The sequence below is a fragment of the Salinicoccus halitifaciens genome, from assembly GCF_021026095.1.
Taxonomy (GTDB): Bacteria; Bacillota; Bacilli; order Staphylococcales; family Salinicoccaceae; genus Lacicoccus; species Lacicoccus halitifaciens.
Genome location: NZ_JAJNCU010000008.1, coordinates 70,345 through 85,147, shown reverse-complemented (window position 1 = coordinate 85,147; position 14,803 = coordinate 70,345). Strand labels below are relative to the sequence as shown.

Genomic DNA, 14,803 nt, shown 5'->3' with positions numbered 1-14,803 from the left:
TGTTATGGAAATAAAGACAGCAGACACAAAAGACCTGTACGACTACTGCCTCGACATACGCATGAAAGTGTTCGTCGAGGAGCAGGATGTCCCCGCCGACATCGAAGTCGATGAGCATGAGGACATATGCACGCATTTCGTGCTTTTCGATGATTCCGGGGAGCCGGTCGGCACGGTCAGATACCGCCCGCTTGAAGACGGCATGATCAAAATCGAGCGGATGGCCGTTTTGAAGCCGCACCGCGGCAAAGGCTACGGCTATGACCTGATGGAAGGCGTGCACCGCCACGCTAAAAGTGCCGGGTACAAGAGCGCCAAGCTCGGCGCCCAGGTCCACGCGATCCCCTTCTATGAGAAGCTCGGCTATTCGGTGGCATCGGATGAGTTTGATGATGCCGGAATCCCGCATAAATATATGATAAGAGAATTATAAAGACCTCCGGGGACCCATGGGTTTCCGGTTTTTATTTGAACAAAAAAAGACCCATGCGGGTCTATGCACAATCAACGATGGAGTTTTTCGAGAATGTGGGTCAGATGCTTCACTTCATCCATGGATAAGTCTTTCAGCAGTTCATCCGTGATCTCGCATATTTCATCATGAAGTTCATCGATCAACCGGAGGCCTTTCTCGCTGATCTTCAGATAGAAGGCACGGAGGTCTTCACGGCTCTGGGTTTTACTTATCAGGTTACTGTCGGCCATCCTTTGGATTGCCCGGGAGATGGCCGTCTGCTCCTTCTTCATCCTCGCTATCAGTTGTTTTTGTGTGATATTGGGCTCTTCTGCAATGGTTTCAAGCATATACACCTGTTCCCTCGACATGCGTCCTTCACTTGTCTCGAAAGACGTCAGATGGTCGATTTTGGCGTTCAGCAAGTATATATGTCTGCAGACATGCCTTGTATTGACATCGCTCATTTATACCACCCTGTTTCTATATATTAGGATAATTTCATTATACACTGAAATGCTTAGTGCACAATGTTTATCTTCAATTTATTATAAATAATTCACAACATTTTAGGAAATAAAATCCCTGGCATTTCGCTATGATTTCGGGGCTTTGGGCCTGTTCTCCGCCGGATCAACCCCCGGCCCGCTCGAGTGTGAGCAGGTTATCGAGAATCTCCGTCCGCAGGGCGACGTGTTCCGGATCTTCATACATCGCCCTCACTTTCGTGTCCCTGAGGAGGCCGGTTTCCTCCGGAATTTCGCGGGTCACGAACATCGTGAATGCCACGGCATAGTCCTCTTTCGGGTTCACGGCCTGGTACGGCACATGGAAGTCCGTGATGTTGTTCGCAAAGAACGCATCCCGTTCCGCCTGCGACTTATAGCGGTTTTCAAGCCACTCCCCGCCATAGCCGTCCCAGAACCTGTTGATGTAGTCATGCATCAGGGTGTCCTCCTTCAGGCAGTCGAGCTCGGTGGTCCCGGCGCATCCGTCCGTGAAGTCCTCCGCCGGGAGGGAGTAGATGTGTGCAAACTCATGGATGTGCGTCCTGTAGCGCGCTGCCTTGTGAGTATTGTCCCTGAAGTCCATTGCGAGTATCGTCTCTTCCTCGCTGATGTCGACATAGGCGAGCGTGTTCCCCTCCCCGTCCGAGAACAGCCTGAAGATGTCGATCTGGTCCGTGTACGCATCCGGGAACAGCGCCTCGAATTCATCGTAATAGCGGAGGTAGTCCTCCACCTCCCCCGGCAGCTCCCGCACTTCCTCGATCAGCTCAAGGTTTCCATCGTCCACCGCATAGTCATGGTACGTCCGCCGCGGCCGGTTTTCAAAGAAGACGTAAGGCTCCTGTGAAATATCGATGTATTCGCCGAGTGCTTCCAGGTAGGCATCACCGAGGGCGGTGCATTCTTCGACCGTGCTGCAGTCCGGATGGTCCACCGTCTGCTGCCAGTCGATGTCCGCCTCCTGTGATTCGGGGCCTGAGAACCATTCGAACAGGCTCATGATGAGGAATATTGCGAGTGCTAAGCCGGTTGCGAAGATGACGAGCTGTGTGAGGAGCTTTGCGGGCTTTTTGAACGTCCCCTCATCCACCGGGTCTTTATTCTGCAGCCGGTTTGTGATGAGCGGCCGTTGATCCACCTTCACTTCAAGGAGCGCCTTGTGGATTTCGTGCAGTTGCATATGGTACAGCGGGAGCCCGTCCGTCTCTTCAAGCGGGATGATGACGTCGTCCGGATGGCTCGGCGCAAGCCTGTACTCCCCCGCGGTGATGATGATGAGCGGGATGTTGTTATTGTGGGCGTAACTCCTGAGATACCTGAAATCCCTTTCATTGATGTCGGTCGTCAAAATGAAGGCGCCGAAGTCCCGGAAGAACTTGTCGTTCCGCCTGTGCAGCCGCGCGCTTTCGAACACATTGGAGAACGCCTCGATGCCGTCATCGGTCAGTATGCCGAACGGCGCCGGCACTTTCTCGATGTACTCCGTGCTGATGAAATCTTTTCTCAATGATTCACGCAGGTTTTTCATGAGCGTCTGTTCTTCACTGCTCAAATTCGTGTGGAGGTGGATATCGTGTTCTGAATAACGGCCGAGGAGCCGTGCGATGACATGGCCGCCGACCATCGAGAACTGCTTGTCAATCCTGGTCTTTTGATTTTTATATGTGCCGCCGGCAACCAGTATGTTCACGCTGCACCCCTCCCTCCCCCAATTATGCTAGAGATTCCGTAATTTTAAAAGCGAATTGTTTAAATCATTTGAACTTTCCCTGCGCTGTGAAATAAAGTTCCGGATGCCGCCTGATCTTCTGGACTTTATCGAGCACCGTCAGCGTCTTTTCGTACTGCTTTTCGCAAAATTTTGTGTCGACGTCGATATCTTTGAATGTGCCGTCGCTGAAATGGATGCGGGTTGCGCGGCCGCTTTCCGTCTTCGGTGCGCTGAAGCACAGGAGGCTGTGCGCGTTCAGCCAGAGAGCGTTCTTGTGGACGCTCGATGTGAGCGGGAACATCACGAAGTTTGTATGTTCATCGATGATGATCGGGCCGAGCCGATGGATCCCGTGGACGTATTTCAGATGGTCGCGCCTGGCTTTTAAGTTCGTGCCGTACTGGTGGATCAGCAGCCGGTCGAGCCAGGCGTCCGTCGTGAGTGTGGAAGGTTCGTGCCGGTCGGGATAGACTGCCTGGGAGAGGTGCTCCCGGTGGTAGAGCGGTTCCAGATACTTGATGTCGTGCAGCAGATAAGCGAATGTTTTCAAATGCCGTACCCCTTTGATGTGTATTTTGTCAAACGTGTTTGATGCTTTTATTATACAACAACTTAAGGTTATATTACATATTTTTAACATTGATAACTTGATGTTAACTTTAAATGCAGGTTAGTGGTGTTTTTTGCGTGTTGTGGTGTTTTTTATTTACAGCTGGATGGTGTAGATTGAGGGCATCCGGAAAAACATGATTTATCGGTAAATCGATTGGGACAGTGTATGGAAAAACCAGATTTGAGTGCGGAAGCTTTGGTCGAGGCGAAGATACGGCAGTATGAGCCGATGGTGCATGCCGTCATGAATAAACTGAACACCCTCTATGATAAGGACGATTTCCTGCAGATCGGGCGCATTGCGGTGTTCCAGGCGCTTGCGAGCTATGATCCGGCGCGGGCGCGCGGGGCGACGGAGTCCCAGTTCGTCTACACCCGGATCTACCAGCGGCTGATCGATGAGATACGGAAGTGCGTGCGGGTGTCGAAGGGGCTGGAGGTCACCGAGTGGCTGGAGGATGACGGTGTGTGTGCGGTGCGGGAATCGTATGTGGATCTGTTGAATGCGGAGCTCGTTGCGCTGTTGAGTGAGCGTGAGATGAAGTGGCTGGAATTGATGACGGACGGCTACTCGACTGCGGAGATTGCAAGGATACTCGGGGTCAGTGTGTCGACGGTGAAGGCGGTTCGCGTGAAGGTGCGGGCGAAAGTGCGGGATTTTGTCGGCGGCATGTAAGTTTTCAGGTTTAAATGGTTACATTTATATGATTTTCTTGTATAATATATCTCAATGATTGTAGGAGGTTTATTCAATGGCAGATGAGAAAGAAGTGGAAATCATTCCGGCAAACGTCGGCGACATCGTAGAGTTCAACGATATGAAAGGCAAAGTCGAGAAGGTGAATGAAAACTCGGTAATAGTCGACATCACCATCAATGATGATTTTGACGAACACGAAATGTTTGAAAAAACAGTCGTTAACCATAAACGCTACAAAATCATATCAGAGTCCTGAGTTTGATGCAGACCCCCGTTCCTTGTGAGGTGAACCCAAAAAGTTGAACTTTTTGTTTAAATGATGTGATTCGAGGCATGTCTCCTGTAATTGACAGGAGACATGCCTTTTAATTTTGTTTTAATTCTATCATGATTATAAAAATCGATATACTGATGAATCGCTGATTCCAGCTCTGCATAGGTCTTAAACTGCTGGCCATAGAACATTTCCTGTTTAAGCAGGCCAAAGAAGTTCTCCATCGGAGAATTATCCAAACAGTTGCCTTTTCTGGACATACTTTGAAACGTCTTGTTCTTTTTGAGGTGCCTGACCCATTTTTTATGCTGATAATTCCAGCCCTGATCCGAGTGGACCGTCATCCGATAGTCCAATGTCGGTCTCTGGCGGATTAACTCCTCTAAAGGGGTGACGGCGATATCGAGGGTCGGGGCACGGCCGATCTTATACGACAAAATTTCCCCGTTGAACACATCCATGAACGGTGACAGGTAAAGTTTTTCCCCGGAAGCTGAAATATTGAATTGCGTGACATCGGTCAATACTTTTTGATACGGCCGATCGGCTTTGAACCGGCGGCGCAGTGTGTTCCGGGCAATTTTACCAACTTTACCCTTATAGGATTTGTACTGCCGGTTTCTGTGTTTGAATTTGACGCAAAGCAGTTTGTATTGTCGCATCAGGCGCAGCACTTTCTTATGATTCACAACGAACCCTTTCTCTTTCAACGCCAGGCGCACCCGGCGATAGCCGTATCTGCCCTGACTTTCCGCCACAATCTCCTGGATGGATTGAATGACCTCACGATCTTTATGATCCTCTTCGGGTAATCGGTCATTCCAGTACTTAAATACACTCTTGGCGATACCTGCGGCTGCAAGCAGCTCTTTCAGCATATAGCGGCCGGTGCTCCTTAACTCTATGATCGCTCTGACTATTTCTTTGTTCTTTTGTCTCGAGCTAAGGATTGTAACTTTTTTTCGAGCGCGATGGCGACCTCCAGCTGACGGTTTTCCACTCTTAAACGTTCCAGTTCTTCCCGTTCCGTTTCATTCAATGGCGCCGGCTGTTCTTGTTTCTTTTTGGATGGTTTCTTCTGATTCATCTGGGCCCGCCTGCCTTCCGGTTTAGTGTCTGACTCCAGAATACCATATTGATTGTATTTACCCTGCCACTGGGCAATGATGGACGGATTCGGGATGTCAAAGGCATTCGCCGTCTCCCTGTAAGAGAGCTGATGTTCTAAACGGTACTGTAGGACATTGAGTTTAAATTCATTGGAATAAGTGGATTTTGTCATACCGGCAGTCAATCCCTGGACGCCGTTTTGGTTGAATTGGTTCACCCATGTTCTGAGCAATTTAGTATCGATCTTATGCTTGGCCGATAAGGAATGATACCCTAAATCACCATTCAAGTATTCCTGGATGACACTCAGTTTAAAATCGATCGAATGCTTTCTACGCATATAAAAGCCCCCATAAAGTTGAATTTTGGAGTTCAACTTTATGGGGGCACCCCATTGATGGAATGGGGGTTTTGTTTTGATTGGGGCGGGTCAGCTGGTGTGCGGGTGGCGGAGGGAGTAAGTCCTGAAGCGGCCGTTGTTTGCGGGGGTGCAGTACTGCCTTAAATACCGTTTTACCGTTGTATTCGATATTTCATGATTCAACATTTTTTGTATGGCAGTCGTGGTGACATTTTGTTCATTGAACAATATTTGAAAATCCCGGACTGCTGCAAGGACATGCGCTTTATTGTCAGACTTATGATGGCAGTCCCTGCAGATGGTGAAACTCCGGTGACTCTGCAGATTGAATGATGTACAACTTGGACAATATCTGCCGAATGTCAATCGATTGTCATCCGCCTGCTGCGGATGGGCGGGCTCTGCGACAGTATAGGATTTGAGTAATTCGATGATTTTTTCATGCCTGCTCCAGCTGGGAAGCTGGTTGAAAGTGCGGAAGTAATACTTGAGCCGGTCACGTTTGACGATTGAGGCCCTGCACTGCTCGTCATTCGTGTCCAGTATGAAATACGGATTCGGGAAAATCACTTTATTTTCAACATGGATGCTCATATTGTTTTCCCTGAAGATTTTTATGAGCTTTGAAGCGGCACGTCTGGATTGAATCAGCGGATCATCTGAAATCTGGGCTTTGCCGATGTACCAATTATTATTATCATATTTGTACTGCCCGCTGTAATTCTTGATTTCATTGATGATCACAGTTTCGTCGCTGATGATCAGACTGTCTATCTGGGTCAGCGATTTATCGGCCTTTATCCATATGTCCCTGAAAATATTTACTTGCTCATGCCCGACTTCATCCAATATCCGGTCATACAACTGCTCCCCTGCATATCCTTTCCGGAGACGCTCCAAAGTTTTCCTCTCCTGATCTGTCAGTTCCGCTCTGATTGATAGTACTTCTAAATAATTCAGCTCATTTGATTTGTTTCGCTTGTTTAAAAACAAAATAAAAACCCCCTTTACTATTATTAGGAGGAAAATGGCGATTTTGATTTTTTTAGTTTTGTTTTTTTTGGAACTTATTATACTTTTTGGGTGATATGTTTATTATTTTTGAATTGTGGTGGGTGAAGGGGCAATTTTATCGGCCAAACCGGCACTCACTTGGTCGATGGCGGTGTTCTATCGGCCAAACCAACACTCACTTGGCCGATGGGGAGCGTCTATCGGCCAAACGAAACTCCACTTGGCCGATGGGGGCGTCCTAGCGGCCAAACGAAACTCCACTTGGCCGATGGGGAGCGTCTATCGGCCAAACCAACACTCACTTGGCCGATGGGAGACGTCTATCGGTCAAACGAAACCCCACTTGGCCGATAGAGGGCAGATATCACTTAACCACCACCCACCCCCTACAGATGGTAGTAAATCAGATCATTCAAATGAATATCATCGGTCAGCTCGGATATTTCCTTATCCAGGTAGCTGATCGTGTGGCCGAGGTATTCGAAAGTGGTGGTGCGGCGCTTGAAGCGCAGGTCGATGGACATGACGAAGCCCTCGTGATGGTGGTGGTACATGGAAATCGCTTCGGAATCCCCGGCCGTGTACACTTCCTTACCCGACAGGAGGCGGGGACTCGATGATGTGCCGGACGCTTCCGGATGCCGGTCGCCAATGTTCCGGGCGAACTGGCCGGGGCTGATGCTCGCGGCGAGGTCTTCGGCGGATTCTGCCGAGAAGCTGGCCGCGAGCGCCGAGGCGGCGTCGGCATCATGCCGCGGGTTGAACGCACCGCCGTACACTTCCGATGCGCCGGTGACGACGATGCCGACGCCTTCCAGTTCATCGATCATCTCCTGCATCGACTCATCCCAGTCGGACACCGCGACGATCACATAATCGGGGTCTTTATTGTCATAGATGTAACGCAAAGTGCGGCGGAGCGCCTCACCAATGTCCGCCACCTCGAACAGGTCATCATCCTCCGCTTCGAAAGGCCCGGCGTACCCGCTGACGTACGCGAGCCGCATGCCGTTGATGTCGATCATCTCGTACGGCTCCCCGAAGAACGGCTCCTTCGTGTTTGGATGGCCGATGTTGCAGTTCAAAAACGGGTACCGCGCAAAGCCGACCGCGCGCCGCAGCTTCGAAATGTTAGAGAGATCGCGGTGGTTCAGCACCGCAAAATCGTACCCCATGTAGTTCATCGCGGTGACCGCGGGGTTCCGCCGCCCCCGCAGTTCCTGGTCGATGCCGAGCGTGCCGCCCAGATCCCCCAGCAGCACATGGAAATTATCGTCCGCATTGATGCTTGTCGCATAACGCGACACTTTCGACAATGACACATCATCGCTCATGCCGAGCTTGCCGCCGAGATGCTGGGTCAAAATCAACTTCACTGTAAAAAACTCCTGCATGATGAATCCCTCCTTGAATTTAACCTACCATGATCCGCTCTTCCGGAAATTCATAGGAATGCGTATGCTGCCTGCCGCCGATGAATAATATGAAGGAAATAAAACCGATCCGCCCGATGAACATGAATGCGATGATGATCAGCTTGCTCGCCTCGGAAAGTTCACTCGTGATGCCGGTCGATATCCCCGCCGTCCCGAACGCACTCGTCACTTCAAATAATATATCAGCCACCTCGAATTTTCCATTTTCCAGGAACACGATGGACGTGACGCCCGCGAAGACGAGGAAGACCGCGAGTGCGATGACGGCGAATGCGCGGTCGATATCCGCACGCGCGATATTGCGGTTGAATGCATGGATGTGCGCACGTCCCCGGCTGAATGCGATCAGAAACAACAGAAGTATCGCAAACGTCGTCGTCCGGATCCCGCCGCCCGCTGAACTCGGGCTCGCCCCGATGAACATGAGCGCACTCATGAACAGCTGCGTCGACTCATCCAGCATATCGATCGGCACGGTCGTCAGTCCCCCGCTCCGCGATGTGACCGAGAGGAACATGCTGTTGAAGAGCGTGCCGATCACGCCGTATTCATTAAAGTAATCCTTCCACTCCATGATGAATATAATCAGCGTGCCGACCACGAACAGCCCGCCGTAAGTCGCAGTAGTCACTTTTGTGAATAAAGAAAACCGGAAATGATGCCGGCGCCTCGACAGGAAGTTGCGCACCTCTATCAGGACGGGGTAGCCGATCGAGCCTAGGACGATCTGCATCATCACCGGCACCTGCAGATGGTACGCCGTATCATATCCTGTAAGCGACCCGGAAAACAGGTCGAGCCCGCCGTTCGTCGTCGCGGAGATTGATAAGAACGTGCTGTGGAGGAGCGCATAATTCCAGTCGCCCGTCTCAGCTAAAAAGACGAAGAAATAATAGACGGCACCGACGAGTTCGATCAGGAGCATCAGGCCGATGATGTCGATGACCATCCGGACGCCGCCGGATATCTTATACTGGTTCGTATCCACCCGGATCTGCATGCGTTCACGGAGGCCGATCTTCTGGCCGAGCAGGAGCCATATCATCGTGCCCATCGCCATGATCCCGACGCCGCCGAGGTTCATGATGAACATGATGACGACGTACCCCCAGAGGTTGAACGTCGAGGCAATGTCCACACTGCTGAGGCCGGTGACGCTGAGCGCCGACGATGCGACGAACAGGATGTCGATGAATGCCATCTCGGAATAGTCCATCCGGTAGAACACCGGCAGTGACAAAAGTAGCGTCGCCACCACGATGGCTGCGAAGTAGTATATGAATATCAGCCGCTCGGGGCTGTTTTGCCTGAATTTCGCCAGCTGTTTTCTGAACACGCTGCAGGACTCCTCTCAATCGTTGTGATGGTTTTTATTGTACTATAAATTTAAAAAAAGACCGACTCAAAATTTGAGCCGGTCCGATATTTACTGCAGGGTGACGGTGACGGACTGTGGTTCGCCATTGCGGTAGAAGTCGATCGTCATTTCGTCGCCCGGTTGTTTTTCGTAATACAGGTACTGCCTGAGTTCCATCATGTTCGCGACTTCATTGCCGTCGAGTGCGGTCACGAGGTCGAGCTGCTGGAGGCCTGCGGATTCCGCAGGGGACCCCGGCTGGACGCTCGAGATGACGACGCCTGAGTCGACGTCTTCAGGCAGGTTCATCTCGCTCTGGATGATTTCAGGCGGGATGGTGTAGAGGTCCTGCAGTGTCACGCCGAGGAACGGGCGCTGCACTTCGCCGTTCTCTTCGATCTGTGTGACGACCTGCTGCACTTCGTTTGCCGGAATCGCAAATCCGATGCCCTCGACCATCGGCATGCTGATCTTCATCGAGTTGATGCCGATCAGGTTGCCGTTCGAGTCGATCAATGCACCGCCGGAGTTGCCCGGGTTGATGGCGGCATCGGTCTGGATGACGTTCGCCTCCCAGTCGTAACTGCCGTCGCCGTCGAGGTCCACCGGCACCGAACGGTCGAGTCCGGAGACGATGCCCTGGGACACGGAGCCCGAGAATACCTCGCCGAGCGGTGAGCCGATGGCGATCGCCATCTGGCCGACCGTGAGCTCGTCGCTGTCCGCGAAGTCGAGCGTGCCGTCGACCTGGTCGCTCGGGATCGTGAGCACCGCAAGGTCGGTCCAGATGTCGGTGCCGACGATGTCCGCGTTGACGGATTCACCGTTCTGCATGTTGATCTGAATTTCCTCGGCACCTTCGACGACGTGCTGGTTGGTGACGATGTAGGCCGTCTCGCCGTCCACCCTGTAGATCACGCCGGAACCGATGCCCGCTTCTTCAGGCTCTTCCTGCTGGACTTCGGGCATTTCCCCGAAGATGCCCGGCAGGAGCGAATCGACGCGCTGCAGGTTGATCACCGACACGACGGAATCACGCGAGGCATCGATTGCCGCGGTGATCTCATTCTCCGTCGGATCATCCACTGCAGGGTCTTCCGCTTCAAGTTCCTCACCGGCCTCTTCCTCGTTGAGTGCCTCCCCGGTGCTGCCGTCATTAGCGTCGAATGCATTGAACAATAAAAGTGCGATTGCGGCACCCAACAGTCCTGCGAGAAGCGGCAGGAGGAATGAACGGAAGAATCCGCCGCCCCCGCCGCGCCTGTTACGGCGGTTGCTGCCGCCGTTGTTGTTCCCGCCGCCATCGCCGCCCGGCGGTACGGCACCGTAATAAACAGCATCCTCACTTCTGTGATCGCTGCTGTCCCGGGTTTCCGGGGCCTGCGCTGATGCAGGTGCGGTGCGGACAGGCTCCCTGTCCACCGCCTCTTCAGTCTTACGGTCGCCCGGGTAGCTGTAGGCGGCACCCGCGGTCATTGATGCGGCATATGCCGCGCCGTCTGCTTCGCGGGTGCGGCCGTTGACGGCGGTGTCTTCCTGTGTGCTGCCTTCAGTGCGCTCAGCCGGCGCCTCCCCTGCTTCACTCTCGGGTTTGGATATTTTTTCATCGGAAGCCGGTCCTGATGTATAGACATCCTGGTAGCCGGATTCATCAATCTCCTCTTCCGTCAGATCATCGTAGCCGTAGACCGGTTCATGGGAACGCCCGCGGGACGCTTCGATCGAATCCCTTCTCGACTCCGCTGCCGATTTATCAGGCTGTTCTGTTTCATTATCGATGTCTGCGTCTGCGGTGCCTTCAGGCTCCGACGGCCCCTCGTAAGGTGCGATCGGCTCCTGGCCTTCTTCTGTGAAGACGCGGCGCCGGCGTCTGTAACGGTCTCTAGGAATGACGTGCTTTTTATCTTTTTCCAATTGACTTCCTCCCAGCATCTCAAATTACTTAAACTTCATTATAAGATGTATCCGTTCAGACTTCCAATGATTCGCCGTCATACGGGGCTTTATTCTTGCTGCTGAACCAGCCCGTGACGATGATGATGAGCATTACAGACCAGAATATGAGCTTCCATGTCGTCGAATGCGGGAACTCATGCGGGATGATGCCGATCGCGTCATGTGCGAGCGAGAGGATGGCGAGCTTCACGCCGACCCAGCCGACGATGAGGAATGCCGCGACTTCAAGCCCCGGGCGCCGTGCGAGCACGCCGACGAACCATGTGGCGAAGAAACGCATGATGATGACACCGATGAGGCCGCCGATCACCATGACCGTGTACTGGCCTGCGTTGACGCCGAAGAAATCCCCGCCGATTTCAGGCAGTGCGAGCGCGATCGCCGCCGCTGCAAGGATCGAGTCGATGGCGAATGCGATATCTGCAAGTTCCACTTTGAACACGGTCATCCAGAAGCCGGAACCCTTTTTAGGACCCGCTTCCGCCGCTGCCTCGACTTTTTTCTGCTTCGGGTCTTTTTTATTCTCCTTGAAGAGCGAGTAGAGGTGCGAGCCGGACACCCAGAAGAGGTATAGCGCACCAAGCGCCTGCATCCACCACCACTGGACGAGCCAGACGAGCAGTAAAATTGCGATCATACGGAAGACGAATGCGCCGACCAGACCGTAGAATAATGCTTTTTTCCGTTCCTTCGGTTCGAGGTGCCGGACGAGGACCGCGAGCACGACGGCGTTATCCGCCGCGAGCAGGCCTTCCAGGACGACCAGGACGATCAGCACCCAGCCATATTCCAAAATAATAGCCATATCCATAACTTTGTACCTCCAGGGTTTCATTTTCAAATCGACCAACAAAAAAAGAGACCCATCGCAGAACGTACAGAAGTATTCTTCTGTACGTTTTGCCAAAGGTCTCACGGTACAGCGGATGTGGATGGCTGAAGCCGGTTGTCCGCCGTTCATTACACCGGGTCCGATCGTGAAGTGGTGATTCAATCTGGAGCCGTCATGACGATGTAATGATAGTCGATCCTCTCGATGCCCGGTGGTGTTCAACGGGTGAGCGATCACTATTGTTACTCCCCTTTTTCAAAACTAAATTTTAGTTATTGATAAGGATCTATTCAGTTGTGGTTTCATTGATAAATATAATATATCCGATTGGAAGCCCGTTGTAAAGCGGTTTTATCCATGAAAACGTTTTACAAATAAATTTCATGATTTTTGTGGGTGGCGGGGGTGAGGGGGGGTGAAGGGTCTATCGGCCAAACCAACTCTCACTTGGCCGATGGGGAGCATCTATCGGCCAAACCAACGCCCACTTGGCCGATGGGGAGCGTCTATCGGCCAAACCAACGCCCACTTGGCCGATGAGGAGCATCTATCGGCCAAACCAACCCTCACTTGGCCGATGGGGAGCCTCTACCGGCCAAACCAACTCTCACTTGGCCGATGGGGAGCGTCTATCGGCCAAACCAACTCTCACTTGGCCGATGGGGAGCATCTATCGGCCAAACCAACTCTCACTTGGCCGATGGGGAGCGTTTACCGGCCAAACCAACTCTCACTTGGCCGATTGAAAGCCCAATGGACCATCCCGACCCGCGCGATGAGCCGTTAAACTCCCAACAGACCATCCCACTCCAAGCGACGAGCTGTTAAACCTCCAACAGATTGTCCCGCCAACAACACAAAAAGCCCATCCCCAAAAAAGGGACGGGCTGCCGCGCATTAAAGCAGGCTGTATAATTTTATTTCCGGGAATTTCTCGCTGAACCAGCGGGTTGCGAATTCATTTTCGAACAGGAAGACCTGGTTGTCGTAGCGGTCGAGCACGAGGTTGGAGCGCGGGGAGTTCATGCTCTCCTTGATGTCCTCCTCGTTTTCAATCCATCTGGCGATTTTCTTGCCGATCGGCTCCATCACCACATCGGTGTTGTACTCGTTCTTCATGCGGTGTTCGAATACTTCGAACTGCAGCTGGCCGACCGCGCCCAAAATCGGCTGGTTGGTGTGCATCGTCTTGTAGTACTGGATCGCGCCCTCCTGGACGAGCTGCTCGATGCCCTTGTAGAAGTGCTTCTGCTTCATGACGTTCTTCGCGGACACTTTCATGAACAGCTCCGGTGTGAACTGCGGCAGGTTTTCGAATTCGATCTTGCCGCGGCCCCCGCCGTACAGCGTGTCGCCGATCTGGTAGTTGCCGGTGTCGTAGAGGCCGATGATGTCGCCCGCATAGGCTTCCTCAACGGTCTCGGTGTCATCGGCCATGAACATCGTCGCCCGGGTCACCTTCTGCTTCTTCCCGGTGCGCGCGAGGACGGCATCCATGCCGCGGGTGAATTTGCCGCTGACGACCCGCATGAACGCGAGTCGATCACGGTGTTTCGGGTCCATATTGGCCTGTATTTTGAAAATAAAGCCCGTGAATGCCTCGTCTGTCGGGTCGACCGGGTCGCCGGCCTCCGTTTTCCGGGGCGTCGGCATCGGCGCGAAATCGACGTAAGTATCCAAAAATTCCTCGATGCCGAACGTAGATAACGCGGAGCCGAAGAATACAGGGGTGAGTTCACCGCCGGCGATCTTCTCCTCATCGAATGCATCGCCCGCTTCCTCGACGAGCATGAATTCTTCGACTGCCGTCTGGAAGGCTTCGTCATCGCTGATCGGATGCGGCGTCTCCAGTTCGTAGTCATCATTCAGCTTCAGCATCTCCTCTTCGCGGAAGGGGTTGATCTCTTTATTCTTCCGGTTGATGATGCCGAAGAAGCTCTGGCCCATGCCGACCGGCCATGTCATCGGATACGTCTCGATCTCGAGCGTCGATTCGATCTCCTCAAGCAGCTCGAACGGCTCCTTGCCCATGCGGTCGAGCTTGTTGATGAACGTGAATATCGGGATGCCGCGCATGCGGCACACTTTGAAGAGCTTCAGCGTCTGCGGCTCGATGCCTTTTGCCGCATCGATCACCATGACGGCGGAGTCCACCGCCATCAGCGTCCGGTACGTATCTTCCGAGAAATCCTCGTGTCCCGGCGTATCCAGTATGTTGATCTTATAGCCGTCGAAGTCAAACTGCATGACCGAGCTCGTCACACTGATGCCACGCTCCTGCTCGACCTTCATCCAGTCACTCGTCGCGAACTTGCCGCTCTTCTTGCCCTTGACCGTCCCTGCGGAACGGATCGCACCGCCGAATAATAACAGCTTCTCCGTGAGCGTCGTCTTGCCGGCATCGGGGTGCGAGATGATGGCAAACGTCTTGCGTCTTTTTATTTCATTTTCTAAAGTCATTGAAAATCTCCTTAATA

Annotated in this window: 14 protein-coding genes; 3 read left to right on the top strand and 11 right to left on the bottom strand. The window is 52.7% G+C overall.

The annotated features are described in order from the left end of the window. The first annotated feature begins 4 nt into the window (after positions 1-4). Positions 5-433, top strand: a complete 429-nt coding sequence (locus LPW40_RS11945) for a GNAT family N-acetyltransferase (protein ID WP_230822480.1) — start codon at positions 5-7, stop codon at positions 431-433. Positions 434-504: 71 nt separating this feature from the next. Here the strand turns inward: LPW40_RS11945 and LPW40_RS11940 are convergent, their stop codons facing one another. From LPW40_RS11940 to LPW40_RS11930, 3 genes are all read right to left on the bottom strand, one after another. Next, on the bottom strand, positions 505-921 hold the full coding sequence (locus LPW40_RS11940) for a MarR family winged helix-turn-helix transcriptional regulator (protein WP_230822479.1): 417 nt from the start codon (positions 919-921) through the stop codon (positions 505-507). 166 nt (positions 922-1,087) lie between these two features. Further along, complete coding sequence (locus LPW40_RS11935; protein WP_230822478.1) at positions 1,088-2,653, bottom strand: hypothetical protein; 1,566 nt, start codon at positions 2,651-2,653, stop codon at positions 1,088-1,090. Positions 2,654-2,717: 64 nt separating this feature from the next. Next, positions 2,718-3,224 carry a competence protein ComK gene (locus LPW40_RS11930; RefSeq protein ID WP_230822477.1) on the bottom strand — a complete coding sequence of 169 codons (507 nt, stop codon included), beginning with the start codon at positions 3,222-3,224 and terminating at the stop codon, positions 2,718-2,720. A gap of 228 nt (positions 3,225-3,452) precedes the next feature. Here LPW40_RS11930 and LPW40_RS11925 point away from each other — a divergent pair, with 228 nt between their 5' ends. Together LPW40_RS11925 and LPW40_RS11920 are read left to right on the top strand one after the other, a co-directional pair. Continuing rightward, positions 3,453-3,962 (top strand): sigma-70 family RNA polymerase sigma factor, encoded by a 510-nt coding sequence (locus LPW40_RS11925; protein ID WP_230822476.1) that lies wholly within the window; start codon positions 3,453-3,455, stop codon positions 3,960-3,962. 100 nt (positions 3,963-4,062) lie between these two features. Next, positions 4,063-4,242, top strand: coding sequence for a YkvS family protein (locus LPW40_RS11920; RefSeq protein ID WP_230822711.1), 180 nt, complete (start codon positions 4,063-4,065; stop codon positions 4,240-4,242). Between the two features lie 56 nt (positions 4,243-4,298). Here LPW40_RS11920 and LPW40_RS11915 read toward each other — a convergent pair whose 3' ends face one another. The 8 genes from LPW40_RS11915 to LPW40_RS11880 form a co-directional block, all read right to left on the bottom strand. After that, complete coding sequence (locus LPW40_RS11915; RefSeq protein ID WP_230822710.1) at positions 4,299-5,165, bottom strand: IS3 family transposase; 867 nt, start codon at positions 5,163-5,165, stop codon at positions 4,299-4,301. A gap of 11 nt (positions 5,166-5,176) precedes the next feature. Beyond that, the gene (locus LPW40_RS11910; protein WP_230822475.1) at positions 5,177-5,710 is read right to left on the bottom strand and encodes a transposase; all 534 of its coding nucleotides are present in this window, start codon (positions 5,708-5,710) and stop codon (positions 5,177-5,179) included. Positions 5,711-5,800: 90 nt separating this feature from the next. Continuing rightward, positions 5,801-6,724 carry a nuclease-related domain-containing protein gene (locus LPW40_RS11905; RefSeq protein WP_230822474.1) on the bottom strand — a complete coding sequence of 308 codons (924 nt, stop codon included), beginning with the start codon at positions 6,722-6,724 and terminating at the stop codon, positions 5,801-5,803. Positions 6,725-7,131: 407 nt separating this feature from the next. Then, positions 7,132-8,139, bottom strand: coding sequence for a bifunctional UDP-sugar hydrolase/5'-nucleotidase (locus LPW40_RS11900; protein ID WP_230822473.1), 1,008 nt, complete (start codon positions 8,137-8,139; stop codon positions 7,132-7,134). Positions 8,140-8,158: 19 nt separating this feature from the next. Continuing rightward, positions 8,159-9,517 carry a TrkH family potassium uptake protein gene (locus LPW40_RS11895; RefSeq protein ID WP_230822472.1) on the bottom strand — a complete coding sequence of 453 codons (1,359 nt, stop codon included), beginning with the start codon at positions 9,515-9,517 and terminating at the stop codon, positions 8,159-8,161. Positions 9,518-9,607: 90 nt separating this feature from the next. Continuing rightward, positions 9,608-11,452 (bottom strand): S1C family serine protease, encoded by a 1,845-nt coding sequence (locus tag LPW40_RS11890; protein ID WP_230822471.1) that lies wholly within the window; start codon positions 11,450-11,452, stop codon positions 9,608-9,610. A gap of 55 nt (positions 11,453-11,507) precedes the next feature. Then, the gene (locus tag LPW40_RS11885) at positions 11,508-12,305 is read right to left on the bottom strand and encodes a TerC family protein (protein ID WP_230822470.1); all 798 of its coding nucleotides are present in this window, start codon (positions 12,303-12,305) and stop codon (positions 11,508-11,510) included. Between the two features lie 918 nt (positions 12,306-13,223). Further along, on the bottom strand, positions 13,224-14,786 hold the full coding sequence (locus tag LPW40_RS11880; protein WP_230822469.1) for a peptide chain release factor 3: 1,563 nt from the start codon (positions 14,784-14,786) through the stop codon (positions 13,224-13,226). Positions 14,787-14,803 lie beyond the last annotated feature (17 nt).

What these genes read in the sequence shown, in the direction of transcription:
- LPW40_RS11900 (WP_230822473.1), bottom strand. Translation starts at nt 8,139, where the DNA reads ATGCAGGAGTTTTTTACAGTGAAGTTGATTTTGACCCAGCATCTCGGC.
- LPW40_RS11945 (WP_230822480.1), top strand. Translation starts at nt 5, where the DNA reads ATGGAAATAAAGACAGCAGACACAAAAGACCTGTACGACTACTGCCTC.
- LPW40_RS11910 (WP_230822475.1), bottom strand. Translation starts at nt 5,710, where the DNA reads ATGCGTAGAAAGCATTCGATCGATTTTAAACTGAGTGTCATCCAGGAA.
- LPW40_RS11940 (WP_230822479.1), bottom strand. Translation starts at nt 921, where the DNA reads ATGAGCGATGTCAATACAAGGCATGTCTGCAGACATATATACTTGCTG.
- LPW40_RS11880 (WP_230822469.1), bottom strand. Translation starts at nt 14,786, where the DNA reads ATGACTTTAGAAAATGAAATAAAAAGACGCAAGACGTTTGCCATCATC.
- LPW40_RS11925 (WP_230822476.1), top strand. Translation starts at nt 3,453, where the DNA reads ATGGAAAAACCAGATTTGAGTGCGGAAGCTTTGGTCGAGGCGAAGATA.
- LPW40_RS11885 (WP_230822470.1), bottom strand. Translation starts at nt 12,305, where the DNA reads ATGGATATGGCTATTATTTTGGAATATGGCTGGGTGCTGATCGTCCTG.